Source organism: Sphingomonas sp. S-NIH.Pt15_0812 (assembly GCF_003951315.1).
Taxonomy (GTDB): Bacteria; Pseudomonadota; Alphaproteobacteria; order Sphingomonadales; family Sphingomonadaceae; genus Sphingomonas.
This window is the reverse complement of record NZ_QLJH01000002.1, coordinates 125,803-151,949: the sequence shown is the minus strand read 5'-3', so window position 1 is coordinate 151,949 and position 26,147 is coordinate 125,803. Positions and strand designations below refer to the sequence as shown.

27 protein-coding genes and 3 tRNA genes are annotated in these 26,147 nt (G+C 67.3%); 17 read left to right on the top strand and 13 right to left on the bottom strand.

Annotated elements, in window-relative coordinates; genetic code table 11:
- Window position 1: 1 nt before the first annotated feature.
- The 10 genes from BRX43_RS02040 to aroA form a co-directional block, all read right to left on the bottom strand.
- Window positions 2-298 (bottom strand): DUF2849 domain-containing protein, encoded by a 297-nt coding sequence (locus BRX43_RS02040; RefSeq protein ID WP_125993163.1) that lies wholly within the window; start codon window positions 296-298, stop codon window positions 2-4.
- On the bottom strand, window positions 295-1,086 hold the full coding sequence (cobA, locus tag BRX43_RS02035; protein WP_125993162.1) for a uroporphyrinogen-III C-methyltransferase: 792 nt from the start codon (window positions 1,084-1,086) through the stop codon (window positions 295-297). The genes BRX43_RS02040 and cobA overlap by 4 nt, the downstream gene beginning before the upstream one ends.
- 85 nt (window positions 1,087-1,171) lie before the next feature.
- A complete protein-coding gene (locus BRX43_RS02030; protein ID WP_125993161.1) occupies window positions 1,172-1,588 on the bottom strand; it encodes a DUF4112 domain-containing protein in 417 nt (138 codons plus the stop codon).
- A gap of 5 nt (window positions 1,589-1,593) precedes the next feature.
- A complete protein-coding gene (locus BRX43_RS02025) occupies window positions 1,594-2,961 on the bottom strand; it encodes an ABC transporter substrate-binding protein (RefSeq protein WP_241214711.1) in 1,368 nt (455 codons plus the stop codon).
- A gap of 74 nt (window positions 2,962-3,035) precedes the next feature.
- Window positions 3,036-3,119: transfer RNA gene (locus BRX43_RS02020), tRNA-Leu, on the bottom strand.
- 114 nt (window positions 3,120-3,233) lie between these two features.
- Window positions 3,234-3,512 (bottom strand): integration host factor subunit beta, encoded by a 279-nt coding sequence (gene ihfB / locus BRX43_RS02015; RefSeq protein WP_125993160.1) that lies wholly within the window; start codon window positions 3,510-3,512, stop codon window positions 3,234-3,236.
- 152 nt (window positions 3,513-3,664) lie between these two features.
- Window positions 3,665-5,377: a 30S ribosomal protein S1 gene (gene rpsA, locus BRX43_RS02010; protein WP_125993159.1), complete on the bottom strand. Its 1,713-nt coding sequence runs from the start codon at window positions 5,375-5,377 to the stop codon at window positions 3,665-3,667.
- Between the two features lie 273 nt (window positions 5,378-5,650).
- Window positions 5,651-6,394 carry a PEPxxWA-CTERM sorting domain-containing protein gene (locus tag BRX43_RS20700; RefSeq protein WP_241214710.1) on the bottom strand — a complete coding sequence of 248 codons (744 nt, stop codon included), beginning with the start codon at window positions 6,392-6,394 and terminating at the stop codon, window positions 5,651-5,653.
- Between the two features lie 124 nt (window positions 6,395-6,518).
- Entirely contained in the window at window positions 6,519-7,142 is a 624-nt protein-coding gene (locus BRX43_RS02000; RefSeq protein WP_125993158.1) for a d(CMP) kinase, read from the bottom strand.
- Complete coding sequence (gene aroA, locus BRX43_RS01995) at window positions 7,139-8,485, bottom strand: 3-phosphoshikimate 1-carboxyvinyltransferase (RefSeq protein WP_125993157.1); 1,347 nt, start codon at window positions 8,483-8,485, stop codon at window positions 7,139-7,141. The genes BRX43_RS02000 and aroA overlap by 4 nt, the downstream gene beginning before the upstream one ends.
- 106 nt (window positions 8,486-8,591) lie before the next feature.
- Here aroA and BRX43_RS01990 point away from each other — a divergent pair, with 106 nt between their 5' ends.
- The 3 genes from BRX43_RS01990 to BRX43_RS01980 all read left to right on the top strand — a co-directional run bounded on the left by BRX43_RS01990 (window position 8,592) and on the right by BRX43_RS01980 (window position 9,400).
- The gene (locus BRX43_RS01990) at window positions 8,592-8,915 is read left to right on the top strand and encodes a TIGR02300 family protein (protein ID WP_125993156.1); all 324 of its coding nucleotides are present in this window, start codon (window positions 8,592-8,594) and stop codon (window positions 8,913-8,915) included.
- 81 nt (window positions 8,916-8,996) lie between these two features.
- Window positions 8,997-9,072, top strand: a tRNA-Ala gene (locus BRX43_RS01985).
- 252 nt (window positions 9,073-9,324) lie between these two features.
- Window positions 9,325-9,400: transfer RNA gene (locus BRX43_RS01980), tRNA-Ala, on the top strand.
- A 471-nt stretch (window positions 9,401-9,871) separates the two neighbouring features.
- Here BRX43_RS01980 and BRX43_RS01975 read toward each other — a convergent pair.
- Window positions 9,872-10,528, bottom strand: coding sequence for a PEPxxWA-CTERM sorting domain-containing protein (locus BRX43_RS01975; RefSeq protein ID WP_125993155.1), 657 nt, complete (start codon window positions 10,526-10,528; stop codon window positions 9,872-9,874).
- A gap of 135 nt (window positions 10,529-10,663) precedes the next feature.
- Window positions 10,664-11,881 (bottom strand): NADP-dependent isocitrate dehydrogenase, encoded by a 1,218-nt coding sequence (locus tag BRX43_RS01970; protein WP_125993154.1) that lies wholly within the window; start codon window positions 11,879-11,881, stop codon window positions 10,664-10,666.
- Window positions 11,882-12,031: 150 nt separating this feature from the next.
- Between BRX43_RS01970 and BRX43_RS01965 the strand changes: the two genes are divergently transcribed.
- Window positions 12,032-12,754: a phosphatidylserine decarboxylase gene (locus BRX43_RS01965; protein WP_125993153.1), complete on the top strand. Its 723-nt coding sequence runs from the start codon at window positions 12,032-12,034 to the stop codon at window positions 12,752-12,754.
- A gap of 46 nt (window positions 12,755-12,800) precedes the next feature.
- Window positions 12,801-13,610 carry a CDP-diacylglycerol--serine O-phosphatidyltransferase gene (gene pssA, locus BRX43_RS01960; RefSeq protein ID WP_241214719.1) on the top strand — a complete coding sequence of 270 codons (810 nt, stop codon included), beginning with the start codon at window positions 12,801-12,803 and terminating at the stop codon, window positions 13,608-13,610.
- Here pssA and BRX43_RS01955 read toward each other — a convergent pair.
- The gene (locus tag BRX43_RS01955) at window positions 13,549-13,785 is read right to left on the bottom strand and encodes a hypothetical protein (RefSeq protein ID WP_125993151.1); all 237 of its coding nucleotides are present in this window, start codon (window positions 13,783-13,785) and stop codon (window positions 13,549-13,551) included. The genes pssA and BRX43_RS01955 overlap by 62 nt on opposite strands.
- Before the next feature lie 369 nt (window positions 13,786-14,154).
- On the opposite strand from BRX43_RS01955, the gene rpsB reads away from it, so the two are divergent.
- The 12 genes from rpsB to rpmE all read left to right on the top strand — a co-directional run bounded on the left by rpsB (window position 14,155) and on the right by rpmE (window position 25,897).
- Window positions 14,155-14,973, top strand: a complete 819-nt coding sequence (gene rpsB / locus BRX43_RS01950; RefSeq protein WP_125993150.1) for a 30S ribosomal protein S2 — start codon at window positions 14,155-14,157, stop codon at window positions 14,971-14,973.
- An 85-nt stretch (window positions 14,974-15,058) separates the two neighbouring features.
- The gene (gene tsf, locus BRX43_RS01945; protein ID WP_125993149.1) at window positions 15,059-16,003 is read left to right on the top strand and encodes a translation elongation factor Ts; all 945 of its coding nucleotides are present in this window, start codon (window positions 15,059-15,061) and stop codon (window positions 16,001-16,003) included.
- A gap of 411 nt (window positions 16,004-16,414) precedes the next feature.
- The gene (gene pyrH, locus BRX43_RS01940; protein WP_125993148.1) at window positions 16,415-17,143 is read left to right on the top strand and encodes a UMP kinase; all 729 of its coding nucleotides are present in this window, start codon (window positions 16,415-16,417) and stop codon (window positions 17,141-17,143) included.
- Window positions 17,143-17,700, top strand: coding sequence for a ribosome recycling factor (gene frr, locus BRX43_RS01935; protein WP_125993147.1), 558 nt, complete (start codon window positions 17,143-17,145; stop codon window positions 17,698-17,700). The genes pyrH and frr overlap by 1 nt, the downstream gene beginning before the upstream one ends.
- A gap of 52 nt (window positions 17,701-17,752) precedes the next feature.
- Window positions 17,753-18,475, top strand: a complete 723-nt coding sequence (uppS, locus tag BRX43_RS01930) for a polyprenyl diphosphate synthase (protein ID WP_125993146.1) — start codon at window positions 17,753-17,755, stop codon at window positions 18,473-18,475.
- An 83-nt stretch (window positions 18,476-18,558) separates the two neighbouring features.
- Window positions 18,559-19,314: a phosphatidate cytidylyltransferase gene (locus BRX43_RS01925; protein WP_125993248.1), complete on the top strand. Its 756-nt coding sequence runs from the start codon at window positions 18,559-18,561 to the stop codon at window positions 19,312-19,314.
- The gene (locus BRX43_RS01920) at window positions 19,311-20,468 is read left to right on the top strand and encodes a 1-deoxy-D-xylulose-5-phosphate reductoisomerase (RefSeq protein ID WP_125993145.1); all 1,158 of its coding nucleotides are present in this window, start codon (window positions 19,311-19,313) and stop codon (window positions 20,466-20,468) included. The genes BRX43_RS01925 and BRX43_RS01920 overlap by 4 nt, the downstream gene beginning before the upstream one ends.
- Window positions 20,465-21,607 (top strand): M50 family metallopeptidase, encoded by a 1,143-nt coding sequence (locus tag BRX43_RS01915; RefSeq protein ID WP_125993144.1) that lies wholly within the window; start codon window positions 20,465-20,467, stop codon window positions 21,605-21,607. The genes BRX43_RS01920 and BRX43_RS01915 overlap by 4 nt, the downstream gene beginning before the upstream one ends.
- Window positions 21,608-21,726: 119 nt before the next feature.
- Complete coding sequence (gene bamA, locus BRX43_RS01910) at window positions 21,727-24,447, top strand: outer membrane protein assembly factor BamA (RefSeq protein WP_125993247.1); 2,721 nt, start codon at window positions 21,727-21,729, stop codon at window positions 24,445-24,447.
- Window positions 24,447-25,094: an OmpH family outer membrane protein gene (locus tag BRX43_RS01905; RefSeq protein WP_125993143.1), complete on the top strand. Its 648-nt coding sequence runs from the start codon at window positions 24,447-24,449 to the stop codon at window positions 25,092-25,094. The genes bamA and BRX43_RS01905 overlap by 1 nt, the downstream gene beginning before the upstream one ends.
- Window positions 25,091-25,567, top strand: coding sequence for a 3-hydroxyacyl-ACP dehydratase FabZ (fabZ, locus tag BRX43_RS01900; RefSeq protein WP_125993142.1), 477 nt, complete (start codon window positions 25,091-25,093; stop codon window positions 25,565-25,567). The genes BRX43_RS01905 and fabZ overlap by 4 nt, the downstream gene beginning before the upstream one ends.
- Before the next feature lie 99 nt (window positions 25,568-25,666).
- Complete coding sequence (gene rpmE / locus BRX43_RS01895; RefSeq protein WP_125993141.1) at window positions 25,667-25,897, top strand: 50S ribosomal protein L31; 231 nt, start codon at window positions 25,667-25,669, stop codon at window positions 25,895-25,897.
- Window positions 25,898-26,147 lie beyond the last annotated feature (250 nt).

The following is a 26,147-nucleotide window of genomic DNA, read 5'->3' as shown; positions in this document are numbered from 1 at the left end:
GTCAGATCACCCAATGGCCGGCCTGGGGGTCGGCGGGCTTGAGGGTCAGGTCGGGGCGGACGGTGGGGCCGAGCGCGCGGATCCGATCCTTGATATGGGCGGGGCGGGGGCCGTCCCCGGTCGCGGCCGCGTCGATCACATAGGGGACGTTGACGCGGCGTGCGCCTTCCTCGGCGCGGGCGATCGCCTCGCCCTCCGCCCCGACATCCACCGCCTCCTCGATATGGCGCGACCAGCCGCTGCCGGTCCACCAGGTCACGTCCCCGCTGGCGAGATCGTTGCCGGTCAGCAATTTCATGTCGCGCTCTCCTCGGCGATACGCGCCCAACGGGCCAACTTGTCCTCGGCATCGGACAGCAGGACGACCTCGCCGACGACGATGATCGCCGGGCTGCCGACCCGCTCGCGCTCCACCATCGCACCGAGATCGGCCAGCAGGGTGCGGATCGCGCGATGGCCCGGCTGGGTGCCGCGCTCCAGCACCGCCACCGGCATGTCGGGCGCGACGCCGTCGGTCATCAGCTTGTCGGCGATCGCCGAGGCCGTCGCCACGCCCATATAGATGACGAGCGTCCGGCCTTGCCCGGCAAGGCCGGACCAATCCTGGTCGGACAGGCCCTTGCACTGGCCCGCGACGAAGCTGACCGCCGAACTGTGGTCGCGGTGGGTCAGCGGCAGCATCGCCTCCGCCGCGCAGCCGAGCGCGGCCGAGACGCCGGGGATGACCTCGACCGGCAGGCCGGCGGCGCGCACCGCCTCCACTTCCTCGCCGCCGCGTCCGAAGATGAACGGGTCGCCGCCCTTCAGCCGCACGACCAGGCTGCCGGTGCGGACATGCGCGACGATCAGCGCGTTGATCGCCTCCTGCGGCAGCGTATGGTGCGCGCGCCGCTTGGCGACCGAGATACGCTGTGCGGCGGCGGGCGCGATGTCGAGCACGCGCGGGTCGATCAACCCGTCATGGACGACGACATCCGCCGCCTTCAGCGCCTCGACGGCGCGGACGGTGAGCAGGCCGGGATCGCCGGGACCGGCGCCGACCAGGATCACGCGGCCGCGATTATGGGGATCGAGCAGAGTTGCCATGGGCTTCAGATGGCGGTTCCCCGCCGCCGCGACAATCGAGCGATGCTTTGCGCTGGGGTAGGGCAGCTATCGCCGCCCCGTGCCCTCAACCCTCGACCACGCTGGCACCGGGATGATGGCGATCGAGATGGCGGCGGATGATGCGCAAATTGCGCGTGTTGGAGCGAAAGAAGAAGTCCGCCGCATCGCCGACGAACGGGATCAGGCCGAGCGCGGCGTCGAAGCCGACATTGCCCATCATCCGCGCCAGCTGCCACCGCGACAGGCCGAGATTGCGGGCCTCCCAGACGATCCAGCTGCCCATCAAGGCGGTGATCGCATCGCCGACCACGGGCACCAGACCGACGACGAAGTCGAGACCCACGGCGCGGTTGGTGCCGGGCAGGGTGAAGCTGCGCTCCAGCAGCTTCTCCATCGCCTCGATCCGCCGACGCACCGAGACGGGGTCGCGATCGAGCGGCAGGGTGTCGAAGATCGTCGGGTCGATCCGGGTCGTGTTCATCGATCTTAGTTGGGGTCGGCGCGCAGGCGATTCAACGGATGCCAGGCGCGGGCATTGGCCTGCCACGCCGCCAGCCGGGTCGCGACCAGCGACCAGCGCAACGGGCGGGCGAGCGGGATGAAGGCGGTGTCGCGATTGAGCGCCGCATCCGCCTCGGCGATGCGTTGCGAGCGCAGGCGGAGGGTCGGCGCGTCGCGGCCCGCCTCCAGCAGGGCGGTCGCTTCGTCGCTGCAGGGCGCGCAGGCATTGGCGAGATACCAGCGCGCGCTGTCATAGGGGGCGACCCGGTCGATCAGGCGCAGGTCGGCGGCGGCGTCCGGCGCGGCGCGGCTGACTTCGATGCCGATCCGACGCAGGTCGGCGGCGATCTGCCCGAACAGCAAGGTGCCGCCCGGACCGGCGGGCAGGGCGATGGTCAGCGCGATCGGGCCGCCGGTCCAGGTTGCGACCCGAGCGCGCGCCAGGTCGCGGCGCTGGTCTATGGTCAGCAGCGACCAGTCGGGGATTTGCGGCGGCGCGGCCGAGTCGAGCGTGTCGGGCAGCAATCGATCGGTGGCGTCCCAGCCCGGCGCGATGGCCGCCACCAGGGCACCGCGATCGATCGCCGCCGACAGCGCGGCGCGATTGGCGGGATCGGCCAGGAAGCCGTTGCGATTGGCGATGGCGAGCCCAAACAGCCCCGCCGCCGGGTCGAGTCGCAATGCCCCCCGAGGCAGTTCCGCCAGGGCGAGCAACGGCCAATCGGCGATACGGCCACCGCTGACCAGGTCGGATTTGCCGCGGGCGAAGCGGAGGATCGCGGACGAGGCGCGCTCCCCGATCAGCCGCACATCCTCTTCCGGCTTATGTTCCTGCTGGTCGTCGGGATCGGCGATGCCGGGATCGAAGGCGGGGCGCAGCAGCGGCGAGACGCTGCGCTCGGCGATGCGGAACGGGCCGCTGCCGGCGGGCGGGTCGAGCCGCAGCAACGCCATTTCCGGCTGGGCGAACAGCTTGAGCAGGTCGGGGCGCGGGCGTTTCAGCCGGACCTCGATGACCTGCGGCGTCATCACCACGATCTCGTCGATCGCGGTCAGGAAGGGGGCGAGTGGGTTGCGCGCGCGCGGGGCGAGCCGACGTTCGAGCAGGCGCACGACCTGTTCGGCGGTGACGGGCGCGCCGTCCGCCCAACGCGCCTCGCGCAGGCGGAAGATATAGCTGCCGCCATTGTCGATGACCGTCCAGCGCTCGGCCAGCCCCGGTTCGATCTGCCCGACGGCATCGAAGCGCACCAGCCCCTGCGCGGTCGAGTCGAGCAACAGCCGCGAGGGCAGGTCGGCGCGCGCCGAGAAGCCGGTGGCATAGCGCGGCGGTCCGCCGATGGCGCTGACCACGACCGCCCCGCGATCGGGTCGGCGCTGGCAGCCGGCGGGCAGCAACAGGGCCGCGGTCAGGGCGAGAAAGGCGGTGGTGCGGACGGCGGGACTCGAACCCGCACTCCGAAGGAAGCCGATTTTAAGTCGGCTGCGTCTACCGATTTCGCCACGTCCGCCCACCACTCCGCGTGAAGCCCGAAGCGAGCCCCGCCGTCAACCCCATGTACCCGCACCGGGCACGGGCAGGCCCGATGATGGCAGGCCGAGGATGATGCGGGGCCGCGTCTCGATCAGACGTTGAGCTTGGCGCGCATTTCCTTGCCGGGCTTGAAATAGGGAACGCGCTTGGCCTCGACATCGACCGTCTCGCCGGTGCGCGGATTGCGGCCGGTGCGGGCGTCGCGAGCGCGGGTGGAGAAGGCGCCGAAGCCGCGGATCTCGACACGGCCGCCGGCCGCGAGACGCTCGGTGATCTCGCCAAAGAAGGTGGCGACGATGGCGTCGACTTCCTTGGGGCTGAGCGTCGGATTTTCCTCAGCGATCTTCTGTACGAGTTCGGACCTAATCATTCTATCCCCCGACGATGATGGTCAGTTTCTAATACAGGTTAAATTTGCCGAGGAAAGCCTATTTCGATGCCAAGGCGCGAGGAAAGTTGGGAAAAAGTGAATGGACTGTACCAAAAAGGGCCGGAGCGATGCTCCGGCCCTTTCCTGTCGACTTACTTCTTTTCGCTCTGGGCCTTCAGCGCGGCGCCCAGGATGTCGCCGAGCGACGCACCCGAGTCCGACGAGCCATACTGCGCCACGGCCTGCTTCTCTTCGGCGATCTGCATCGCCTTCACCGAGAAGGTCGGCTTCTTCGACCGATCGAAGCCGGTGACCATCGCGTCGAGCTTCTGGCCGACCTGGAACCGCTCCGGACGCTGCTCGTCACGGTCGCGGCCGAGATCGGTGCGCTTGATGAAGCCGGTCACGCCGTCGTCACCCTGCTGCACTTCGAGGCCCGCATCGCGCACTTCGAGGATGGTGACGGTGACGACCTGGTTCTTGCCCAGGTTGCTGCCGCCGGTGGCCGCGCCGACCGACGGGCCGCCACGCTCCAGCTGCTTCATGCCGAGGCTGATGCGCTCCTTCTCGGCGTCGATGTCCAGCACGATCGCCTGGACGGTCTCGCCCTTGCGATGCAGCGCCAGCGCATCCTCGCCCGACACGCCCCAGGCGATGTCCGACATGTGGACCATGCCGTCGACATCGTTGTCCAGGCCGATGAACAGGCCGAACTCGGTCGCGTTCTTGACTTCGCCCTCGACGGTCGAGCCGATCGGATGGGCCGCGGCGAACGCCTCCCACGGATTGGCCTGCGCCTGCTTCAGGCCCAGCGAGATACGACGCTTGTCGCTGTCGACCTCGAGCACCACCACATCGACTTCCTGCGAGGTCGAGACGATCTTGCCCGGATGGACGTTCTTCTTGGTCCAGGACATTTCGGAGACGTGGACCAGACCCTCGATGCCCGGCTCCAGCTCGACGAACGCACCATATTCGGTGATGTTCGTGACGCGGCCCGACAGCTTGGCGCCGACCGGATACTTGGCCGACGCGCCGTCCCACGGATCCGACTCGAGCTGCTTCATGCCGAGGCTGATGCGCTGCGTGTCCTTGTTGATGCGGATGATCTGCACCTTCACGGTGTCGCCGATCGCGATCATCTCCGAGGGATGGTTGACGCGCTTGTACGACAGGTCGGTGACGTGCAGCAGGCCGTCGATGCCGCCCAGGTCGACGAACGCACCGTAATCGGTGATGTTCTTGACGACGCCGTCGATCACCTGACCCTCGGCCAGGCTCTGGATCAGGCCCGAACGCTGCTCGGCGCGGGTCTCTTCCAGCACGGCGCGACGCGACACGACGATGTTGCCGCGCTTGCGGTCCATCTTCAGGATCTGGAACGGCTGCGGGATGTCCATCAGCGGCGTGACGTCACGCACCGGACGGATATCGACCTGCGAACCGGGCAGGAACGCCACGGCGCCCGACAGGTCGACCGTGAAGCCGCCCTTGACGCGACCGAAGATCGTGCCCTCGACGCGGGCCGACTTGGAGAATTCGAGTTCGAGCTTGTCCCATGCGGCTTCGCGGCGGGCGCGGTCGCGCGACAGCATCGCTTCGCCGTGCATGTTCTCGACGCGGTCGACATAGACCTCGACTTCGTCGCCGACCTTCAGCTCGGCCTTCTGGCCGGGGGCGGGGGCGAATTCGCGGAGCGGCACGCGGCCCTCCGACTTCAGGCCGACGTCGATGACGGCCATGTCGTTTTCGATCGCGGTGACGGTGCCGTGCACCACGCGACCCTCGAAGCTGTCGGCGCCGCCGAACATGTCATCGAGCATCGCCGCGAAATCATCGCGGCTGGGCTGAATCTGGGTTGCCATTAGAAAATGTCTTCCTCGGGGTTCGTTTCCGGCCAAGCGGTTGGATCCGCTGGTCTTGGCCAAAACGCCGCGACGGCCCCATGCCGGCACGGCATCCGTCGGACCGATGATGCGAAAAGGGCGCGAGAGGACAGAGCCCGTCGCGCCGATCTTCGCGGGCACCTGCCCGTCGAACCTGTTCTCTATAGGAGAGGGGCGGCGAAAAAGCAATCGCCGCCCCTCGGCCCACCCGGTCCGGCGCGCCAAAGGGACGCACGCGCCGGACGGGCGGGATCAGGCGTAGACGGTGGTGGTGCTGCGGCGGCGGTAGCGGGCGGCGGCGCCGACCATCGCGAAGCCGACCAGCATCATCGCCCAGGTCGCGGGCTCCGGCACCGCGGCGACGGTGCTGGCATTGACGCCGGCGAGCTTGAAGGCGTCGTAGATCTTGGGCGCATCGGCCGCCGTGGCGCTGATCATCCAGACATTGCCGATCGCGGTGCTGCCCAGCGCCAGGCTGCGGCTGCCGTCGGAGCCGTTGCCATAGGAGATCGCGCTGCCGGTGAACGCCTTGGACAGGCTGTCGGCCGACAGGCTGCCGTTCCAGGCCGTGGAGGTATTGCCCCAGCGGATCAGGGCGTTGTTGTCCGGGGCCGAGCCGTAGAGATCGAAGGTGTTGAACACCGCCGAGGTCAGCTTCACCGCCTGGTCGAACTGCAGGATGAAGAAGTCGGTGCCGAAATAGCTGTCCGCCTGGTGCGAGCCGTTCGCGCCGCTTTCGATCGCGTTGGTGATGCCGAGGCCGTCGGTGCCATAGCTGCCGACCGCGCTGCGGCCGACGCCGAAGAAGCCGAAATCGGTCCAGCCGGTGACCTTGACGTTCAGCGTCTGGCCGTTGTTCGTCGCGCTATAGACACGGGCGTCGGTGCTGCTGCCGGACTTGCCGCCATTGGTCATGCCGACCGAGAAGTCCGTCGCATAGGCCGGGGCGGCGGCGAAGATGGCGGCAGTTGCGGCCGTGTAGAGGAAATTGCGCATGTTGTTGCTCCCACTCGATTTTCTGTGAGAGCACTTTCGCTAAGCCGCTGATTTCCTTCAATCGATGCTTATGGTTAACGAAATCCTACTTTGACACGGGCGATGGTTAACGCCCGTTCGTCGTTCAGCCGGCGCGGCGCGCCTCGACCAGTCCGATGGCGCGGCGCACCGATTCCTCGATCGTCAGGAAGCTGGTATCGAGCAGCGACGAGTCGGGCGCCTGGATCAGCGGGGCGGTGGAGCGCCCGCTGTCGCGCGCGTCGCGGGCGCGGATATCCGCCAGCACCTTGTCGAAGCTGATCGTCGCGCCATGCGCATGGAGTTCGGCATGGCGCCGCCGCGCCCGGATCTGCGGCGTCGCCTTGATAAACAGCTTGGCGTCCGCCTCCGGCGCGATCACCGTGCCGATGTCGCGTCCGTCCAGCACCGCGCCGCCTGGCTGATTCGCGAAGCGCCGCTGCCGCTGGAATAGCGAGGCGCGGACCAGCGGATGCGCCGACACCACCGAGGCGAGCTGCCCGATTGCGTCGCTGCGCAAGCCTGGATCGGCGAGCAGCGAATCGTCGAAATCGCAGGCGGCGACCGCGTCCGCTTCCTTCGAGCCGTCCAGTTCCAGCCGCTGCACCGTCATCGCGACGGCGCGGTAGAGCAGGCCGGTATCTAGGTGGGGCAGGTCATAATGCCGCGCGAGCGCGCGGGCGATCGTGCCCTTGCCGCTGGCGGCGGGGCCGTCGACCGCGATGATCATGCCGCCTGCTCCGCATCATTCGTCGCCAGATGGTCGAGCGACGCGTAGAAGCTGGGATAGCTGGTCGCGACCGGCGCGGCGTCGTCGATCGTGATCGGCCGCCGGGCGTGGAGCCCGGCCACCGACAGGCTCATCGCGATCCGGTGGTCGAGCAGCGAGGCGATGGTCGCGCCGCCGGGGATCGGCTCGCCGCCGGTGCCGGTGATCGCCAGGCCGTCCTCATATTCCTCGCAGACCACGCCGCACAGCTCCAGCGCCGCGCGCATCGCGGCGATCCGGTCGCTTTCCTTGACGCGCAGCTCGTGCGCGCCGCGTGCGACGGTGCGCCCCTCGGCAAAGGCGGCGGCGACGAACAGCACGGGATATTCGTCGATCATGCTCGGCGTCAGTTCGGTCGGCACCTCGATCGCGCGCAAGGTCGCGTGGCGGACGCGCAGGTCGGCGACCGGCTCGCCGCCGACGATGCGGGGATTCTCTTCGCCGATGTCCGCGCCCATCAGGCGCAGCGCGGCGATCACCCCGGTGCGCGTCGGGTTCAGGCCGACATTCGCCACCACGATGTCCGACCCCGGCACCACCGATGCGGCGACCAGCCAGAAGGCGGCGGAGGAGGGGTCGCCGGGCACGACGATCTGTTGCGGGCGCAGCTCGGCCTCCCCCCGGATCCGGATCACCCGGCCCTCCGGGCTCGGCTCGACGGTCAGGTCCGCGCCGAAGCCGGCGAGCATCCGTTCCGAATGGTCGCGCGTCGCGACCGGCTCGACCACGGTGGTGATGCCGGGCGTGTTGAGGCCGGCCAGCAGGATCGCCGACTTCACCTGCGCCGAAGCGACCGGCAGCGTATAGGTGATCGGCACCCCCGGGCAGAGGCCGCGCAGCATCAGCGGCAGCCGCCCGCCGGGCGAGGCGGTGATCTCCGCGCCCATCGTCGACAGCGGCTCGATCACCCGGCCCATCGGCCGGCCCGACAGGCTGGCGTCGCCGGTGAAGGTCGCGGTGATCGCATGGGACGCGACCAGGCCCATCAGCAGCCGGGTCGAGGTGCCCGAATTGCCCATGTCCAGTGCCGTATCCGGCTGGCGCAAGCCGCCGACGCCGACGCCGTGGATGCGCCAGATGCCGTCCGTGCCGCGCTCGATCTCCGCGCCCATCGCGCGCATCGCGGCGGCGGTCGCGAGCACGTCCTCGCCCTCCAGCAGTCCCTCGACCCGGCTTTCGCCCACCGCGAGCGCGGAGAGCATCAGCGAGCGGTGGCTGATCGACTTGTCGCCGGGAACGGTGATCGTGCCGCGCAGGGGGCCGCGCGACCCCAGCGTCTTGGGTTGGGGCGGAAGGTGGCTCATGGGGCAGGCGCTTTGACAGCGGTCTTGCGCTATGGCAAGGCGCGGGCCATCTCGCTGGGATAGCATCCCTGGGGTATTCCCAATTCCGAAAGGCTAAGGACACGGCATGATCAAGCCGGAATGGGGCACGAAGCGTACGTGCCCGAAATGCGCGACGCGTTTCTACGACCTCGAAAAGGACGACCCCGTCACCTGCATCAGCTGCGGCTATGCCTGGGAACCGGAACCGATCCTCAAGTCGAAGCAGCCGCTGCCCTTCGAGGCGCAGAAGTCCGACACGCAGAAGCCAGACGCCGACCTGGAAGGCGATGACGAGGATCTGGAGGACATCACCGGCGAGGACGAAGAGCCCTCGGCGGACGATGAAGTCGATCTCGGCGGCGACGACGACCTGGGGGTCGAGACGTCGAGCGACGAGGACGAACACTGATCGAAGAAATTTGGCAGGCGGTGGAAACACCGCTTGCCAAGCTTCGGCGGGGCGGCTAGTGGGCTGCCTCCCGGACGGAATGGGGCCGTAGCTCAGCTGGGAGAGCGTCGCAATGGCATTGCGAAGGTCAGGGGTTCGATCCCCCTCGGCTCCACCATGTCCGTCCTGATGGCCAAATGGCCTGTGATCCTACAAGATCGGTACTCTGTCGGGTGCGGAAGCGATAAGCTTTCGTGCCTTTTTTCGTTTGGTTTCGGTCGATAATCGAACTGGCTGACGGTCGAAAGCCGTCGATCTCCACCTCTGCAAGCCGATCGGCCGTGGAGGGTGAAATTCCCCAGGCAAGGATGCGTTCTTCTACTTGCCAAGTTTCGGGTCGCCGGCTAATGGGCTGCCTCCCGGACGGAATGGGGCCGTAGCTCAGCTGGGAGAGCGTCGCAATGGCATTGCGAAGGTCAGGGGTTCGATCCCCCTCGGCTCCACCATATCCGTCCTGACCGCCGATACGGTGATCTTCCACATCGTTGCGTTACCGTGCGTCGCCTCGACGCACCCGGCCGTGCCGCCCGCGACGCGTCCTCTTGGCCGTCCATGAGCGAGCGCACCGGAGTAGCGTTCCAGGAGCGGATCGTTGGCCCTGGATGCCTGTCCGGGCGGACCGGGAAGGCGTGAAGTCCGGCGGCAAGGCCGAGGCGGGGATGCCCGTGCTTCCCGAGACATGATGAGCTCCGTTGGAGCGGGTGCCGCCGCCCGCGCGGTTGGCGGCCGCGCTGTCGGTGCGACGATGACATCGAAGCCCTAGGATGCTCCGCGGCCCGCGAGTTCGCAGTTACGCCCGCTGCGTGATTCCTGCGTCATGTGCGCGGCCTCGCGAGCCTGCGGCAGGCAAAAGGGCCGGTGGATCGCTCCACCAGCCCCGGTCCTCATGCACATGACGTCCCGCCAAACGGCTTCCCTCAGCCGAGGCGGGCGACAGTCGAACGGCGGCGGTAACGTGCCGTGCCGGCCACCAGGCTCATTCCGAGCAGCATCATCGCCCAAGTCGTCGGCTCGGGTGCTGCCGAAACCGTCGCAAGGGACGCGCTGCTCGAATAGGACGAGCCGCCTGTCGAGTTGAAGCTGATCGTCAATTCCGACGCCGTATCGGCCAGCCGGCGTCCCACGTTCCTGGTGAAGCCGGACAGCACCAGCGATCCGGCGGTCGAAATGCCCGGGATGTTCGAGAAGGCGATGGTTTGAACGCGATAGGCGGAGAAGTTGAAGGTATCCCGGCTTTCGATTCCGTCGGTGAAGACGAACAGATCGGTCAGTGTCTGATCGATCGATGCCCCGACCGTGCGGCTGAAGGCGATCACACCGTTGAGCCAGCCGGGCTGCATCTGCGCGCCGGCAAAGCCCCCGGTGGCGGTGATCTGGAACGACTCTCCGCGCGCCGATGCGCCGAAGGTCGACGTATCGCCGATGGTGACCGTCGGCGAGAACAGCAGGGCGGAACTGACCGTCCCGCTGCTGATCGTGGTGGCGGCCGTAGCCGGCGCAGCGGCAAAAATCGCTGCCGCCGCGAAAGCGGGCAAAACATGACGCATAACGAAATTCCCCATGATGCCGGCCATTCACGGCCAGACAGCTGGGTGAATCATAATTTCAATTTTTAATTCAGGATAGTATTTGATAGTGTTGGTGGTGCCCCATTCTGGAACGCGGCCCCGTTTCGGCACCCTTCCGAAGAAGGGTGCCGACGGACACGATCAGGCGTTCGCCATCTTCGCTTCGAGATTGACGCGGACCTGCTCGAAGAACTGCTCCGTCGTCATCCAGGGCTGGTCGGGACCGATCAGGATCGCGAGATCCTTGGTCATGTGGCCGTTCTCGACCGTCTCGATGCAGACACGCTCCAGCGTCTCGGCGAACTTCGTCACCTCGGGGGTGTTGTCGAACTTGCCGCGATACTTGAGGCCGCCGGTCCAGGCGAAGATCGACGCGATCGGGTTGGTCGAGGTCGCCTTGCCCTGCTGGTGCTGGCGATAGTGGCGGGTGACGGTGCCGTGCGCCGCTTCCGCTTCCACGGTCTTGCCGTCCGGGGTCAGCAGCACCGAGGTCATCAGGCCGAGCGAGCCGAAGCCCTGCGCCACCTGGTCCGACTGCACGTCGCCGTCATAGTTCTTGCAGGCCCAGACGAACTCGCCGTTCCACTTGAGCGCCGAGGCGACCATGTCGTCGATCAGGCGATGCTCGTAGACGATGCCGGCTTCCTGGAACTTGTCCTTGAACTCGGCCTCGAACACCTCGGCGAACAGGTCCTTGAAGCGGCCGTCATAGGCCTTGAGGATCGTGTTCTTGGTCGACAGGTACACCGGCCACTTCAGGTTCAGGCCATAGTGCATCGAGGCGCGGGCGAAGTCGCGGATCGAATCGTCGAGATTGTACATGCCCATCGCGACGCCCGAGGCCGGGAAGTCGAACACCTCATGCTCGATCTCCTGGCCGTCCTCGCCCGTCCACTTCATGGTCAGCTTGCCCTTGCCGGGCACCTTGAAGTCGGTCGCCTTATACTGGTCGCCGAATGCGTGGCGGCCGACGACGATCGGGTGCGTCCAGCCGGGGATCAGGCGGGGGACGTTCTTGATCACGATCGGCTCGCGGAAGACCACGCCACCCAGGATGTTGCGGATCGTGCCGTTGGGCGACCGCCACATCTTCTTCAGGCCGAACTCCTCGACACGCGCCTCGTCCGGCGTGATCGTCGCGCACTTGACGGCGACGCCGTACTTCTTGGTCGCCTCGGCGGCGTCGACCGTCACCTTGTCGTCGGTGGCGTCGCGATTCTCGATGCTCAGGTCGAAATAGGCCAGCTCGATGTCGAGATAGGGCTTGATCAGCCGCTCGCGGATCCATTGCCAGATGATCCGGGTCATCTCGTCGCCGTCGATCTCCACGACCGGCGTGTTCACCTTGATTTTGGCCATTATCGCTTCCTTGGGAAAGTGGATGGGCAGGCGTCTAGGATGTGTGTCCGGCGACCGCAATGCCCGTCCGCTGCGCCGCCCCGGCCCTTCGGGCAGGGACAAGGGGCGTTCCGCATTGTCACTTGGATGCCACAGGGGTAGGAGAAGCCGATGCCATCCCTCGAAAAACCGCCGGTCGTGACGACCACCGTCAAGTGGCGCTTCCCGGCCGTCCATCCCGAAGGCCGGAAATACACCGCCATCGCGCTCGGCATCACCCTGCTGCTGACGATCATCAGCAAGGTGCTGTTCTGGCCGATGCTGGGCGTCACCGCCTGGGTCGCCACCTTCTTCCGTGATCCGATCCGCACCACGCCGCAGGGCGAGGGCCTGATCGTCGCGCCCGCCGACGGGCTGGTGACGATGATCCAGCGGGTGCCCGTGCCGCGCGAGCTGGTCGGCGAGCTGGGCGACGCGCCGATGGTGCGCGTGTCGATCTTCATGTCGGTGTTCGACGTGCACATCAATCGTACGCCGATCGCCGGCACCATCCGCCAGGTCGTCTATATCTCCGGCAAGTTCTTCAACGCCGATCTCGACAAGGCGTCGGACGAGAATGAGCGCCAGCATTTCGTGGTCGAGGGCCGCGACGGTCGCAAGATCGGCTTCACCCAGATCGCCGGCCTGGTCGCGCGCCGCATCGTCGCCTTCACCAAGCCCGGCGACATGGTCGCGGCGGGCCAGCGGATCGGCCTGATCCGGTTCGGCAGCCGCGTCGATGTGTTCCTGCCCGACGATTGCGCGCCACAGGTCGCGCTGGGCCAGCGGTCGGTCGCGGGAGAGACGATCATCGGCCGGGTCGGCGGCGTGCCGGTGCAGGGCATCGCGCAGTGAGCGGCCGCCGGTGAGCGATCCCGCATCCCTCGAGCCGGGCGATCCGATCGCGCCGCGCCGGACCGGTCGTTTCCGCCGCCCGCATGGCGGCATCCCCTTGCGCGCGGTCGCCCCCAATGCCGTCACCGCGCTCGCGCTGTGTTCGGGCCTGTCGGGGGTGCGGTTCGCGATCGGCCATGACTTCGAACGCGCCGTCGCGATGATCATGGTCGCGGGCGTGCTCGACGGTATCGATGGCCGGATCGCCCGCCTGTTGCATGGCGAAAGCCGGTTCGGCGCGGAGCTCGATTCGCTATCCGACGCGATCAGCTTCGGCGTGGCGCCCGCGCTGATCCTCTATCTCTGGTCGCTATCCGCCTATCCGCGTTTCGGCTGGATGGCCGCTTTGGTGCTGGCGGTGTTCTGCGCATTGCGTCTCGCTCGCTTCAATGCGCTGATCGACGAGAAGGAGCAGCCGCACAAGTCGGCCGGCTTCCTGACCGGCGTACCCGCACCGGCGGGCGCGGGGCTGGCCCTGCTGCCGCTGATGCTGTCGCTCTGGGTGGACGTGCCGTTCCTGTCGTCGCCCTATTTCGTCGCGCCTTGGGCGATCTTCATCGCGCTGCTGATGGTGTCGAGCATCGCGACCTTCTCCTGGAAGTCGCTGCGCCTCCGCCGGAACATCCGGTTTGAGGCGCTGGCGTTGGTGGTGCTGCTCGGCGCGGCGCTGATCACCTTGCCCTGGCCGACGCTCAGCCTGATCGCGTCGCTCTATCTGATCCTGATCCCGTTCAGCATGGTCAGCTACGAACGGGTCAAGCGGCTTCGTGCAGCCGGCGCAGGGGCGCGGGGACCGGGTTCGACGCCCACCGCCTGACGGCGATGCGCCGCTCCGCCAGCGCAAGCTGGTGTAGGGGCGCATAGCCATGGTCGGCCTGGCCCATCGCCAGACGCACGATCCGCCGCCATTGCGGCCCGATCGCCAACGCGATCACCGACGCGGACAGGGCGAATGCGCCCGCGAACACCACCATGCTCATCACTGCCACCATGTCCGCCTCCCGTATCGCATCAGTCGACCATCGATCGATGCTAACCTATCAGCCAGAGGGCGGTTCCTGGATGTGCATACACCTAGGTTGCCGCGATCGGATAATGCGCCCCGCTGGTGCGGCATGACGAATCCCGTTCCCCTGATGAAGCGGTTATGTTCCACCTTCGTTCCGCATGTCAAGCGTCCGGAACAAAGGCGGATCATCGCGGCTCGTGACGGGGCCGCGGCACGGATGGTTGCGTTTCGGACGATGTTCGACTAAGCGGCGCGCCTCAACCCCGCATGGGAAGCATCACACACCGGTGCGCATGGCTTCGAGCCCTCGCGTCATCCGCTTCCCAGAGGAACAACCGGAAGGATATTCATTATGGCGGCTCCTGTCGTCACCATGCAGCAGCTCATCGAGACCGGCGCGCACTTCGGCCACCAGACCCACCGCTGGAACCCGAAGATGAAGCCCTACATCTTCGGCGACCGCAACGGCGTCCACATCCTCGATCTGTCGCAGACCGTGCCGCTCTTCGCGCGCGCCCTCGAATTCGTGTCGCAGACCGTGGCGCAGGGCGGCAAGGTGCTGTTCGTCGGCACCAAGCGCCAGGCGCAGGAGCCCGTCGCCGACGCCGCGCGTCGCGCCGGCCAGCATTTCGTCAACCACCGCTGGCTGGGCGGCATGCTCACCAACTGGAAGACGATCTCCAACTCGATCAAGCGCATGAAGGCGCTCGAAGAGCAGCTGTCGGGCAACACCGCCGGCCTCACCAAGAAGGAAGTGCTGCAGCTCACCCGTGAGCGCGACAAGCTGGAACTGTCGCTCGGCGGCATCCGCGACATGGGCGGCATCCCGGACGTGATGTTCGTGATCGACGCCAACAAGGAAGAGCTGGCGATCAAGGAAGCCAACACGCTCGGCATCCCGGTCGTGGCCATCCTCGACTCGAACGTGTCGCCGGACGGCATCGCCTTCCCGGTGCCGGCGAACGACGACGCCAGCCGCGCCATCCGCCTGTATTGCGAGGCGATCGCGATCGCTGCGACCCGCGGTGGCCAGGAGCAGCAGCAGCGCCGCGGCGTCGACATGGGCGCGATGGCCGAGCCGCCGTCGGAAGCGGCGCTGAGCACCGACCCGATCGTCGGCGACGCTAATGCCGACCAGGCGGTCGAGGCCGAGCGCCAGATCGACGCATAATCGTCACGTACGGCTTCTAGCGGGCGGGGCAGGGCGGAACGCTCCGCCCCGCCCGCACTCACATTCGGACAAGAGGATCGATAACATGGCCGATATCACGGCAGCGATGGTCAAGGATCTGCGCGAGAAGAGCGGCGCGGGCATGATGGACTGCAAGAAGGCGCTGAACGAGACCGGCGGCGACATGGACGCGGCGATGGACTGGCTGCGCACCAAGGGCCTGGCGGCCGCCGCCAAGAAGTCGAGCCGCACCGCGGCCGAGGGGCTGGTCGGCGTCGCGACGTCGGGCACGCGCGGCGCGGCGGTGGAGGTCAACTCGGAGACGGATTTCGTCGCCAAGAACGACCAGTTCCAGCAGTTCGTCCGTGAAGTGACCGAGATCGCGCTCAACAGCGGCGACGACATCGAGGCGCTGAAGGGCCAGGCGATGCCGTCGGGCAAGACCGTCGAGGAGACGCTGACCAACAACGTCGCGACGATCGGCGAGAACCAGTCGCTGCGCCGCTCGAAGCGCCTGGAAGTGAGCAAGGGCGCGGTCGTGTCCTATGTCCACAATGCGCAGGCGCCGGGCATGGGCAAGATCGGCGTGCTCGTCGCGCTCGAGTCCGAGGCGTCGGACGAGGTGCTGCAGTCGCTCGGCAAGCAGCTGGCGATGCACATCGCGGCCGCGTTCCCCAAGGCGCTGAACGAAGCGGACCTGGACGAGGCCGAGATCGAGCGCGAGCGCGCGATCGCGACTGAGAAGGCCGCCGAGTCGGGCAAGCCCGCCGACATCATCGCGAAGATGGTCGAGGGCGGCATCGCCAAGTACCGCAAGGAGCATGCGTTGGTCAGCCAGCTGTTCGTGATGGACGGCAAGACCAAGATCAGCGACGTGGTGGCCAAGGCTGGCAAGGACGCCGGCGCGACCATCGTGCTGAAGGACTATGTCCGCTTCCAGCTGGGCGAGGGCATCGAGAAGGAAGCGTCCGACTTCGCCGCCGAAGTCGCGGCGGCCTCGGGCGTGCCGCAGGCCAAGCCGGCGGCGTAACGGCTCGCGTCCGCCTGTCCGGGCGGAACGGCTGAACTTAGGGGCGGGGGTGGCTTTCGGGCCACCTCCGCCCTTTGCTTGTGGGTCGTGGTTCGGGCGGAGGCGGAAAGAAAGATGGTCGCGGGAAGCCGAGAAGGAAAATTCGTGTTGTTCTCTTTCCCACCTCCTGTTCCCCGGCGAAGGCCGGGGCCCAGTTGGAAAGGTGGTTGCAACGGAGCAATGCCCATCGTCACCATCGTCCCCCAACTGGGCCCCGGCCTTCGCAAGGCAGGAGGAAGAAAGAAGAGGCGCGCTTCCTCCTGCACCGATTCATCACATCACCGCCCGCACGCGAGCATCGCGAAGCGGTTGCCCCGCCAGCGGTGCGCGCCTAAGGTCCGCGCCGCTTCCACCCCCGACAAATCGAGACGCATGACCGCACCGCGCTACAACCGTATCCTGCTGAAACTCTCGGGCGAGGTCCTGATGGGCGAAGGTGGCCTGGCCATCGATCCCGTCGTCACCGCCCGCGTCGCGCAGGAGATCGCCGACGTCCGCGCCCAGGGTTATGAACTCTGCATCGTCGTCGGCGGCGGCAACATCTTCCGTGGCCTGTCCGCCGCCGCCAAGGGCATCGAGCGGGCGACCGCCGACTATATGGGCATGCTGGCGACCGTGATGAACGCGCTGGCCGTGCAGAACGCGCTGGAGCAGATCGGCGTCGACACCCGCGTCCAGTCGGCGATCCCGATGGCCAGCGTCTGCGAGCCGTTCATCCGCCGCCGCGCCGAGCGCCATCTGGAAAAGGGCCGCGTGGTGATCTTCGCCGCCGGCGTCGGCTCGCCCTTCTTCACCACCGACTCGGGTGCCGCGCTGCGCGCCGCCGAGATGAAGTGCGACGCGCTGTTCAAGGGCACCAGCGTCGACGGCGTCTATGACGCCGATCCGAAGAAGGTGCCGACGGCGACCCGCTACGACACCGTCAGCTTCAACCGGGTGCTGTCCGACGACCTGAAGGTCATGGACGCATCCGCCGTGGCATTGTGCCGCGACAACAACATCCCCATCGTCGTCTTCAACATCCGCGAACATGGCAATTTCGCTGCCGTGCTGTCGGGGAATGGCATTTCGACGACCGTACAGACCCAGGAGAACAAGTGATGGCTGCCTATGACAAGGCCGATATCCAGCGCCGCATGACCGGTGCCGTCGAATCGCTGCGCCACGATCTGGGCGGCCTGCGCACCGGCCGCGCCTCGACCACCCTGCTCGATCCGGTGACGGTCGAGGTCTATGGCAGCCATATGCCGCTCAGCCAGGTCGCGACCGTGTCCGCGCCCGAGCCGCGGATGCTGTCGGTGCAGGTCTGGGACAAGTCGAACGTCAGCCCCGTCGAAAAGGCGATCCGCTCGGCCGGCCTCGGCCTCAACCCGATCAACGACGGCCAGACGCTGCGCCTGCCCATCCCCGATCTGACCGAGGAGCGCCGCAAGGAGCTGGCCAAGCTGGCCAGCCAATATGCGGAAAAGGCCCGGATCGCCGCGCGCAACGTGCGTCGCGACGGCATGGACAGCCTGAAGGCCGACGAGAAGAAGAACGTGTTCGGCGAGGACGAGCGCAAGCGCCACGAGACCGAGCTGCAGAAGATCACCGACGCCACGATCGCCGACATCGATTCGGTGTCGTCGTCGAAGGAGAAGGAAATCCTGGGCAAGTGATCGCGGCGACGCGTCTCTCCGGTCGCGGCCCGATGGCGGCGGGGGCGGGGGCATGAGCACCGCGCCCGCGCTCGCCGTCGTGCCGCATGGCGCGGCGGTGCCGCGCCATGTCGCCATCATCATGGACGGCAATGGCCGCTGGGCCAAGCAGCGCCATCTGCCGCGCCTGGCCGGGCACAAGGCGGGGGTGGAGGCGGTGCGCCGCGTTACCCGCGCCGCCCGCGCCATGGGGATCGAGGCGCTGACGCTCTACGCCTTCTCCTCGGAGAATTGGCGGCGGCCGGCACAGGAAGTGGGCGACCTGATGGGGCTGTTGCGCCTCTTCATCCGCTCCGACCTGGCCGAGCTGGCGCGCGAGAATGTCCGGTTGCGCGTGATCGGCGACTACCGCGCCTTTACGCCCGACCTGGTGAAGCTGGTCGATGACGCCATCGCGCGGACGGCGGGCAATAGCGGCCCGCTGCTGGTGATCGCGCTCAATTACGGCGCGCAGGCCGAACTGGCGGCGGCGGCCCGGCGCGCGGCGGCGAAGCTGCCGGCCGATCAGATCGACGAGGCCGCGATCGCGGCCGAGCTGGAGACGGCGGAACTGCCGCCGCTCGACCTGATCATCCGCACTTCTGGCGAGCAGCGCTTGTCCAATTTTCTTTTGTGGCAAGCGGCGTATGCCGAACTCCTGTTCGTCGACACGCTCTGGCCGGATTTCGATGGCGAGGCGCTGGCGGAGGCGGTAGCGGTGTTCGGGCGACGCCAACGCCGTTTTGGAGGCTTGTGACCCCGATCCCCGATCTGCCGCCAGGCCTGCTGCCCGACACACCCGATTCGAAGCTGCGGACTCCTTCCAACCTGCGGCTGCGCATGATCGCCAGCGTCGCGATGATCGCGGTGGCGATGCTCGCGCTGGTGCTGGGCGGGATCGCCTTCTGGCTGCTGACCGTGGTGGTCGCCCTGTTCATGATGGCCGAATGGGCCGATCTGACCGGCGTCGATGCCCGGGCCAAGCGCATGGGCCAGTTCGCGCTCAGCGTGCCGCTGGCCGTGATGGCGCCAGCCTCCCTGGTGCTGGAGGTCCACGACTTCTTCTCGCTGGGTTTGCTGTTCGGCGCCGCCTTCTTCCTGGTGATCGTCACCGGCAAGCGGCAACTGGCGCTCGGCACCCTTTATTGCGGATTGCCGGTGCTGGCGCTGGTCGCGCTCCGGCGGCACGAGGACGGGCTGGTCTATGCGCTTTGGGCGATGGCGCTGGTCTGGGCGACCGATATCGGCGCGTTCTTCGCGGGGCGCACGATCGGCGGGCCGAAGCTCGCGCCGCGGATCAGTCCGGCCAAGACCTGGTCGGGCCTGATCGGTGGCGTCACGCTGGCGACCCTGTTCGCGGCGGCGATGCACGGGGCGTATGACCTGCCCTGGCGGCTGGTCGCGGCGACCCCGCTGCTGGCGGTGCTGGCGCAGATGGGTGATCTATATGAAAGCGCGCTCAAGCGTCGTGCCGGCGTCAAGGATTCGGGGCATATCCTGCCCGGCCATGGCGGCGTGATGGACCGGCTGGACGGCGTGGTGCCGACTGCGCCGGTCGCGGCGCTGCTCGTGATCCTGCCGCAGTTCCTGTCATGAAGACCGTCTCCATCCTGGGTGCGACCGGCTCGATCGGCACATCGACGCTCGACCTGGTCGAACGCGAGCCGGACCGGTTCCGCGTCCGCGCGCTGACCGCCAATTGCGACGTCGCCAAACTGGCCGCCGCCGCCCGGCGCACCCATGCCGAACTGGCGGTCGTCGCGGACGAACGCTGCCTGCCCGCCCTGCGCGAGGCGCTGGCCGATACCGATATCGAGGTCGCCGGTGGCCGCGCGGCGGTGATCGAGGCGGCGGCGCGGCCGGTCGACTGGACCATGGCGGCGATCGTCGGCTGTGCGGGGTTGGAGCCGGTCATGGCCGCGGTCGCGCAAGGCACGACGGTGGTGCTCGCCAACAAGGAGCCGCTGGTATCGGCGGGCGAGGTGATCCTGGCTTATGCCGCGGCGCATGGGGCGACGCTGCTGCCCTGCGACAGCGAGCATAATGCGATCTTCCAGTGCCTGGCGGGACAAGACATGGCCGATGTCCGCCGCATCATCCTGACCGCCAGTGGCGGGCCCTTCCGTGCCGCCACGCTCGACGCGATGCGCGCGGTGACGCCGGCGCAGGCGGTGGCGCATCCGAATTGGTCGATGGGAGCGAAAATCTCCGTCGACAGCGCGACGATGATGAACAAGGGGCTGGAACTGATCGAGGCGGCACGGCTGTTCCCGATCGATCCCGACCGGATCGAGATCGTCGTCCATCCCCAGTCGGTGATCCACAGCCTGGTCGAATATCGCGACGGCTCGACGCTGGCGCAGCTCGGTCCCTCGGACATGCGGGTGCCGATCGCGCACTGCCTGGCCTGGCCCAAGCGGATGGCGACGCCGATGGCGCCGCTCGACCTGGTGGCGATCGGCCGGCTGGAGTTCGAGGCGCCCGATCCGGTCCGCTTCCCGGCGCTGGCGCTGGCGCGCGCGGCGCTCGATGCGGGTGGGGCGCGACCGGCGATCCTGAACGCCGCGAACGAGGTGGCGGTGGCGGCCTTCCTGGCCGGGCGGATCGGCTTCCTCGAAATTGCCGCAATCGTATCGGATACGCTGGATCGCTACGACCCGCCTGCGCCGGCGACGCTCGACGCGGTGCTCGCGATCGATGCCGAGGCGAGAAGGCAGGCGACGGCAGGCCTGAAGGATGCTGCAGCTTGATCGATGCCCCTGGTATCCCCCTGACCCTGATCGCCTTCGTGGCGGTGATCGGCCCGCTCGTGTTCATCCACGAAATGGGTCATTATCTCGCCGGCCGCTGGTTCGGGATCAAGGCGGAGGCCTTCTCGATCGGGTTCGGCCGCGAGGTGGCGGGCTGGACCGATCGGCGCGGGACCCGCTGGAAGCTCGGCTGGCTGCCGCTCGGCGGCTATGTGAAGTTCGCGGGTGACATGAACCCGGCCAGCCAGCCCAGCGCCGAATGGCTGTCGCTGCCGCCCGAGGAGCGGAGCCGCACCTTCCAGGCCAAGCCGGTGTGGCAGCGCGCGATCGTGGTCGCGGCGGGGCCTTTGGTCAATTTCCTGGCGGCGATCCTGATTCTGGCGGGCTTCGCCTATCTCTATGGCGTGCGCACCGCGCCGCCGGTGGTGGGCGCGGTGGTGCAGGGCAGCCCGGCCGCCGCCGCCGGCCTTGCCCCCGGTGATCGCATCCTGTCGATCAACGGCCGGCAGATGGACGATTTCGGCGACCTGGCCCAATATGCGATCCTGCGGCCCGGCGCGACCGTCACCGCCATGGTGGTGCGGGGCGGCGGCGAGGCGGCGGCACGGCCGCTGACCCTGAGGATCGGCGAGACGCGGCAGAGCGACCGGTTCGGCAACCAGTTCCGCATCGGCCGACTCGGCATCGCCAGCCCGCCCGCGCACTATGAACCGGTGTCGCTGCTGCGGGCACCCGTCGAGGGCGCGTCGCAGGTGGTGGCGATCGTCCGCTCGACCATCGATACGCTGGGCCAGATCATCACCGGCCGCCGCTCGGTCGACGAACTGGGCGGCCCGCTCCAGATCGCCAAGGTATCGGGCGAGCAGATGTCGCTCGGCTGGCCCGCCTTTGTCTGGCTGATCGCGATGGTGTCGATCAATCTGGGGTTCATCAATCTTCTGCCAGTGCCGATGCTGGATGGCGGCCATCTGTTCTTCTATGCGATCGAGGCGGTGCGGCGACGCCCGGTCGGTCCGGCGGCGCAGGAATGGGCGTTTCGCGGTGGTCTGGCGGCGCTGTTGGCCCTGATGGTCCTGGTGACCTTCAACGATCTGGGCAAGTTCGGCCTGTGGCGCGGTATCGCCGGCTTGATCGGGTGACCGGACTCGGGCAGGGGCCGCAACGGCCGGGGGTCGCTTTTCTGTTTTCTCGGGGTGGGTGCGTGACGAATAACGGTTCCAAGGTCGCAGCGATCGGCGCGACGCTGCTGGCGACGACCATGCTGGCCGGCACGCCGGTGCTGGCGCAACGGGCCCCGGCCCAGCCGCGTGGGGCTGCCGCCCGCGAGGCGCAGGGCCCGCGCGTCTCGATCCCGCAGGGCACGCCCGCCGCGCCGCAGGCGGTCGCTCCCGACGCCGCCGGCACCATCAAGTCGCTGCGCGTCGAGGGTTCCCAGCGGATCGAGCCGGAAACGGTGCTGTCCTACACCAAGCTGCGTGTCGGCATCCCCTATACGGCGGAGACGCTCGACCAGGCGCTGAAGGATCTGCAGGCGTCCGAGCTGTTCGCCGACTTCTCCATCTCGGGCGTCGAGACGGGCAATATCGTCCTGCGCATCCGCGAGAACCCGATCATCAACCGGGTGATCCTGGAGGGCAACAAGGCGATCAAGAGCGACAAGATCCAGAAGGAGATCAAGCTCGCGCCCCGCCAGATCTTCACGCGGACGGCGGTGCGCGCCGACGTGTCGCGGATCATCGAGCTGTATCGTCGCCAGGGTCGTTTCGCCGCCGTGGTCGAGCCGAAGATGGTCAGCCTCGACCAGAACCGCGTCGATATCGTGTTCGAGATCACCGAGGGCGCAAAGTCCAAGGTCCGCCAGATCAACATCCTGGGCAATGAGAAGTTCAGCGACGACGAGCTGCGCGGGCAGATGGCGACCAAGCAGTCGCGCTGGTTCCGCTTGCTGTCGTCGAACACCAGCTACGACCAGGACCGGCTGAACTACGACCAGCAGAAGCTGCGGCAATTCTACCTGACCCAGGGCTATGCCGATTTCCGCGTTACCTCGGCGGTGGCGGAGCTGACCCCGGACAAGCGCGACTTCATCATCACCTATGTGGTCGAAGAGGGGAAGCGCTACAAATTCGGCGACGTGACCGTCGACAGCGAAATCCGCGACTTCGACAACAAGGCGCTGGCCGCTGGCCTGCCGATGAAGAAGGGCGACTGGTACAACGCCAAGATGGTCGAGGACTCGGTCGACAAGCTGAGCCAGACCGCCGGCCTGTTCGGCTATGCCTTCACCGACGTGGAGCCGGAGTTCCAGCGCGATCCCGAGACGCTGACGATGGGGATCAACTTCCACATCGGCCAGGCGCAGCGCACCTATGTCGAGCGGATCGACATCAACGGCAATACGCAGACGCAGGACAAGGTGATCCGCCGCGAGATGCGTCTGGCCGAGGGCGACGCGTTCAACGACTTCCAGATCAAGCGCTCGCAGGACCGCATCAACTCGCTCGGCTTCTTCCAGGACAAGTTCGAGATCAAGCGCAGCCCCGGTTCCGCGCCCGACCGCATCCTGCTCGAAGCGCCGGTGGAGGAGAAGCCGACCGGGCAGCTCCAGCTGTCGGCCGGTTATTCCAGCCTTGAGCGGTTCATCATCCAGGCGAACATCTCGCAGCAGAATTTCCGTGGCAAGGGCCAGGAGCTGCGGCTGGGCGTCAATTACTCCGCCTATTCCAAGTCGATCGAGGCGGGCTTCACCGAACCCTATCTGTTCGACAAGAACATCGCGGTCGGCGTCGATGTGTTCCGGCGCGATTACAACGCGTTCAACTTCACGAACAATGGCGACCGGAACACCACCTACAATCAGGTGTCGACCGGCTTCCAGGTCCGGTCGGGCGTGCCGCTGACGGAATATTGGTCGCTGTCGGGTCGCTATGGCCTGTCCTATGACGAGGTGGGCCTGGACTCGAGCCTGCTCACCAACGGGCAGTGCAATCCGGCGCAGGTCGGGCGCTATCTGTGCGAGCAGCTCGGCAATCGCTGGACCTCGTCGATCGGCACCTCGCTGCTCTACAACAGCCTCAACTCGGGTCTCCGTCCGACCGCCGGGCATAGTCTTTCGTTCAGCGTCGACTTCGCGGGCCTGGGCGGCGACGTCAAATACGTCCGTGGCCAGTTCAAGGGCGCGAAATATTGGGGCTTGGGCAAGGGCTTCGTCTTCTCGACGCTGGGCGAGGGCGGTTACATCCACTCGCTGGAGAAGAGCCGGGGCCCGGGCATCGATCCGGTGCGGATCATCGACCGCTTCTATCTGGGCGAGCCGAACTTCCGCGGCTTCGACATTCGCGGCGTGGGTCCGCGTATCCGCCGGACCAACCTGACCACAGGCGACCCGGCGTCGGGTGCACAGCTTCTGTCGACCCAGCGGAATGACGGGTTCGACGACGCGCTTGGCGGGCGCGCCTATTATCTGGCGCGCGCGGAACTCGAGATTCCGTTGGGTTCGGGTGCGCGTGAGCTCGGCCTGCGGCCGTCCATCTACGCGCAGGTCGGCAGCCTGTTCGGCATCACGCGGCCGATCATCAACCAGACGTTCGATCGCTATATCGATCCCAAGACGGGGCAGCCGGGCGTCAATGCCGATGGTTCGCCGACGTTCCTCGGGCCGCTGACGGGAAGTTACATCGCCACCACCACGGGTTCGAACGGTGCGCCGACGACGATCACCACGACCTGTGCCGCTGGCCTGCCCGATACCAATACCCCGGGAACCTGCATCGGGACCACGCCGAACCAACCAATTCGCGGTACTCCCTATGTGGAGGAGTTCCTCGGCAATTCCGCCAAGCCGCGCCTGACGGTCGGCTTCGGCGTCAACTGGACTTCGCCTTTCGGTCCCTTGCGCATCGATATCGCCAAGGCGCTGATCAAGCAGAAGGGCGACGACAACAAGCTTATCACCTTCAACGTAGGGACGCAGTTCTGATGACCCGTTTCAAGACGCTTCTTCTCGCGGCCGCGCTGGTCGCTCCCGTTGCGGCCCCGGTGGCGGCGCAGGCGCAGACCGTGGCGGTCGCCAATCCCGAGCAGGCGATCGGCGCATCGCGCGCCTGGGCCACCGCCCGCACCCAGATCGAGACGACATACAAGGCGCAGCTCGACCAGGCCGAGGCGCGCCGCCAGGCGGTGGGCAAGGAACTGCAGCCGCTGGTGACCGCGTTCAACACCGCGCGCGCCGCGCCCAACGCCAACCAGGCGTCGCTGCAGCAGCAGGCCACCACGATCCAGACCCGCGAGCAGGCGGCCCAGGCCGAGATCCAGCGCATCACCCTGCCGGCGCAGCGCGCCCAGGCCTATGCGATCGAGCAGATCTCCGCCAAGCTGCCCGACGCGGTGCAGGCCGTGGTGCGCGCGCGCAACGTGTCGATGCTGGTCCGCCCGGACGCGGTGCTGTTCGCCGGCCCGGCCGCCGACGTGACCAGCGCGATCACCACCGAGCTGGATCGCCTGGTCCCGACCGTCAGCGTCACGCCGCCCGCCAACTGGCAGCCGGGCCAACAGCAAGGCGCGTCCGCCGCTGCCGCCCCCGCCGCCGCTCCGGCCGCGCGTCCGGCGCAACCCGCCGGCCGATGAGCGAGACGGAGACGGCCGCCGTGCTCGGCCCGCTGGACGTCACGCGGGTCATGGCGGCGATCCCGCATCGCTATCCGATGCTGCTGGTCGATCGTGTCGAGGAACTGGTCCTCGACACGTCGATCCGCGCGGTAAAGGCGGTGACGATCAACGAGGGCTTCTTCCAGGGCCATTATCCCGGCCGTCCGATCATGCCGGGCGTGCTGATCGTCGAGGCGCTGGCGCAGGCCGCGGGCGTCCTGGCGGTGGAGAGCCTCGGCTTGGCCAATTCGGGCAAGCTCGTCTATTTCATGACGATCGACGGCGTGAAGTTCCGCAAGCCCGTGGAACCCGGCGTCCTCCTCCATCTGGAGGTGCAATTCGTCCAGAAGCGGACGCGCGCCTGCAAGTTCGCCGGCGTCGCCAAGATCGACGGCGCGGTCGTGGCGGAGGCGAACTTCACCGCGATGATCGCCGATCCGCCCGCCGCCTGAGGCCGGACGATCCATCCATTGCCAATTCGGGCGCGTCCGTGTAGGGCGCGCCCTTCTCTTTCAGGCTGGTCGGAACCAGCCATGCCAGGAGCATAGACGATGAAGGCCGATACCCACCCCGACTATCACATGATCAAGGTCCAGATGACGGACGGCACCGTGTACGAGACCCGCTCCACCTGGGGCAAGGAAGGCGACACGATGACGCTGGAAATCGATCCGCTGGCACACCCGGCCTGGACCGGTGGTCGTGGCCAGATGCTGGACGCGGGCGGCCAGGTCGCACGCTTCAACAAGCGTTTCGGCGGCGGTCTCACGCTGCGCAAGTAAGCGCGCGACCGATCCGTTTCGACGGATCGGACCTTGCCGAACAGAGAACGGCCGGCGTCCCCGTGACGCCGGCCGTTTTCGTTCATCGTCGGTCGGCGCCGCAAGATGACGTCGGCATGAAAATTTCGACACCCAGTTACGGGATGCGCGGCGAGGCCGATGTCGCTTGATCGACCGCGATGTCGAATGTTCGCCATAATTCTGCCTGAAAATATTCAGCCATCGTAAAGCTCATGGGACCATCGCAAAT

What these genes read in the sequence shown, in the direction of transcription:
- BRX43_RS02040 (WP_125993163.1), bottom strand. Translation starts at nt 298, where the DNA reads ATGAAATTGCTGACCGGCAACGATCTCGCCAGCGGGGACGTGACCTGG.
- cobA (WP_125993162.1), bottom strand. Translation starts at nt 1,086, where the DNA reads ATGGCAACTCTGCTCGATCCCCATAATCGCGGCCGCGTGATCCTGGTC.
- BRX43_RS02030 (WP_125993161.1), bottom strand. Translation starts at nt 1,588, where the DNA reads ATGAACACGACCCGGATCGACCCGACGATCTTCGACACCCTGCCGCTC.
- ihfB (WP_125993160.1), bottom strand. Translation starts at nt 3,512, where the DNA reads ATGATTAGGTCCGAACTCGTACAGAAGATCGCTGAGGAAAATCCGACG.
- rpsA (WP_125993159.1), bottom strand. Translation starts at nt 5,377, where the DNA reads ATGGCAACCCAGATTCAGCCCAGCCGCGATGATTTCGCGGCGATGCTC.
- BRX43_RS20700 (WP_241214710.1), bottom strand. Translation starts at nt 6,394, where the DNA reads ATGCGCAATTTCCTCTACACGGCCGCAACTGCCGCCATCTTCGCCGCC.
- BRX43_RS02000 (WP_125993158.1), bottom strand. Translation starts at nt 7,142, where the DNA reads ATGATCATCGCGGTCGACGGCCCCGCCGCCAGCGGCAAGGGCACGATC.
- aroA (WP_125993157.1), bottom strand. Translation starts at nt 8,485, where the DNA reads ATGAGCCACCTTCCGCCCCAACCCAAGACGCTGGGGTCGCGCGGCCCC.
- BRX43_RS01990 (WP_125993156.1), top strand. Translation starts at nt 8,592, where the DNA reads ATGATCAAGCCGGAATGGGGCACGAAGCGTACGTGCCCGAAATGCGCG.
- BRX43_RS01975 (WP_125993155.1), bottom strand. Translation starts at nt 10,528, where the DNA reads ATGGCCGGCATCATGGGGAATTTCGTTATGCGTCATGTTTTGCCCGCT.
- BRX43_RS01970 (WP_125993154.1), bottom strand. Translation starts at nt 11,881, where the DNA reads ATGGCCAAAATCAAGGTGAACACGCCGGTCGTGGAGATCGACGGCGAC.
- BRX43_RS01965 (WP_125993153.1), top strand. Translation starts at nt 12,032, where the DNA reads ATGCCATCCCTCGAAAAACCGCCGGTCGTGACGACCACCGTCAAGTGG.
- BRX43_RS01955 (WP_125993151.1), bottom strand. Translation starts at nt 13,785, where the DNA reads ATGGTGGCAGTGATGAGCATGGTGGTGTTCGCGGGCGCATTCGCCCTG.
- rpsB (WP_125993150.1), top strand. Translation starts at nt 14,155, where the DNA reads ATGGCGGCTCCTGTCGTCACCATGCAGCAGCTCATCGAGACCGGCGCG.
- tsf (WP_125993149.1), top strand. Translation starts at nt 15,059, where the DNA reads ATGGCCGATATCACGGCAGCGATGGTCAAGGATCTGCGCGAGAAGAGC.
- pyrH (WP_125993148.1), top strand. Translation starts at nt 16,415, where the DNA reads ATGACCGCACCGCGCTACAACCGTATCCTGCTGAAACTCTCGGGCGAG.
- frr (WP_125993147.1), top strand. Translation starts at nt 17,143, where the DNA reads ATGGCTGCCTATGACAAGGCCGATATCCAGCGCCGCATGACCGGTGCC.
- uppS (WP_125993146.1), top strand. Translation starts at nt 17,753, where the DNA reads ATGAGCACCGCGCCCGCGCTCGCCGTCGTGCCGCATGGCGCGGCGGTG.
- BRX43_RS01925 (WP_125993248.1), top strand. Translation starts at nt 18,559, where the DNA reads ATGATCGCCAGCGTCGCGATGATCGCGGTGGCGATGCTCGCGCTGGTG.
- BRX43_RS01920 (WP_125993145.1), top strand. Translation starts at nt 19,311, where the DNA reads ATGAAGACCGTCTCCATCCTGGGTGCGACCGGCTCGATCGGCACATCG.
- bamA (WP_125993247.1), top strand. Translation starts at nt 21,727, where the DNA reads ATGCTGGCCGGCACGCCGGTGCTGGCGCAACGGGCCCCGGCCCAGCCG.
- BRX43_RS01905 (WP_125993143.1), top strand. Translation starts at nt 24,447, where the DNA reads ATGACCCGTTTCAAGACGCTTCTTCTCGCGGCCGCGCTGGTCGCTCCC.
- fabZ (WP_125993142.1), top strand. Translation starts at nt 25,091, where the DNA reads ATGAGCGAGACGGAGACGGCCGCCGTGCTCGGCCCGCTGGACGTCACG.
- rpmE (WP_125993141.1), top strand. Translation starts at nt 25,667, where the DNA reads ATGAAGGCCGATACCCACCCCGACTATCACATGATCAAGGTCCAGATG.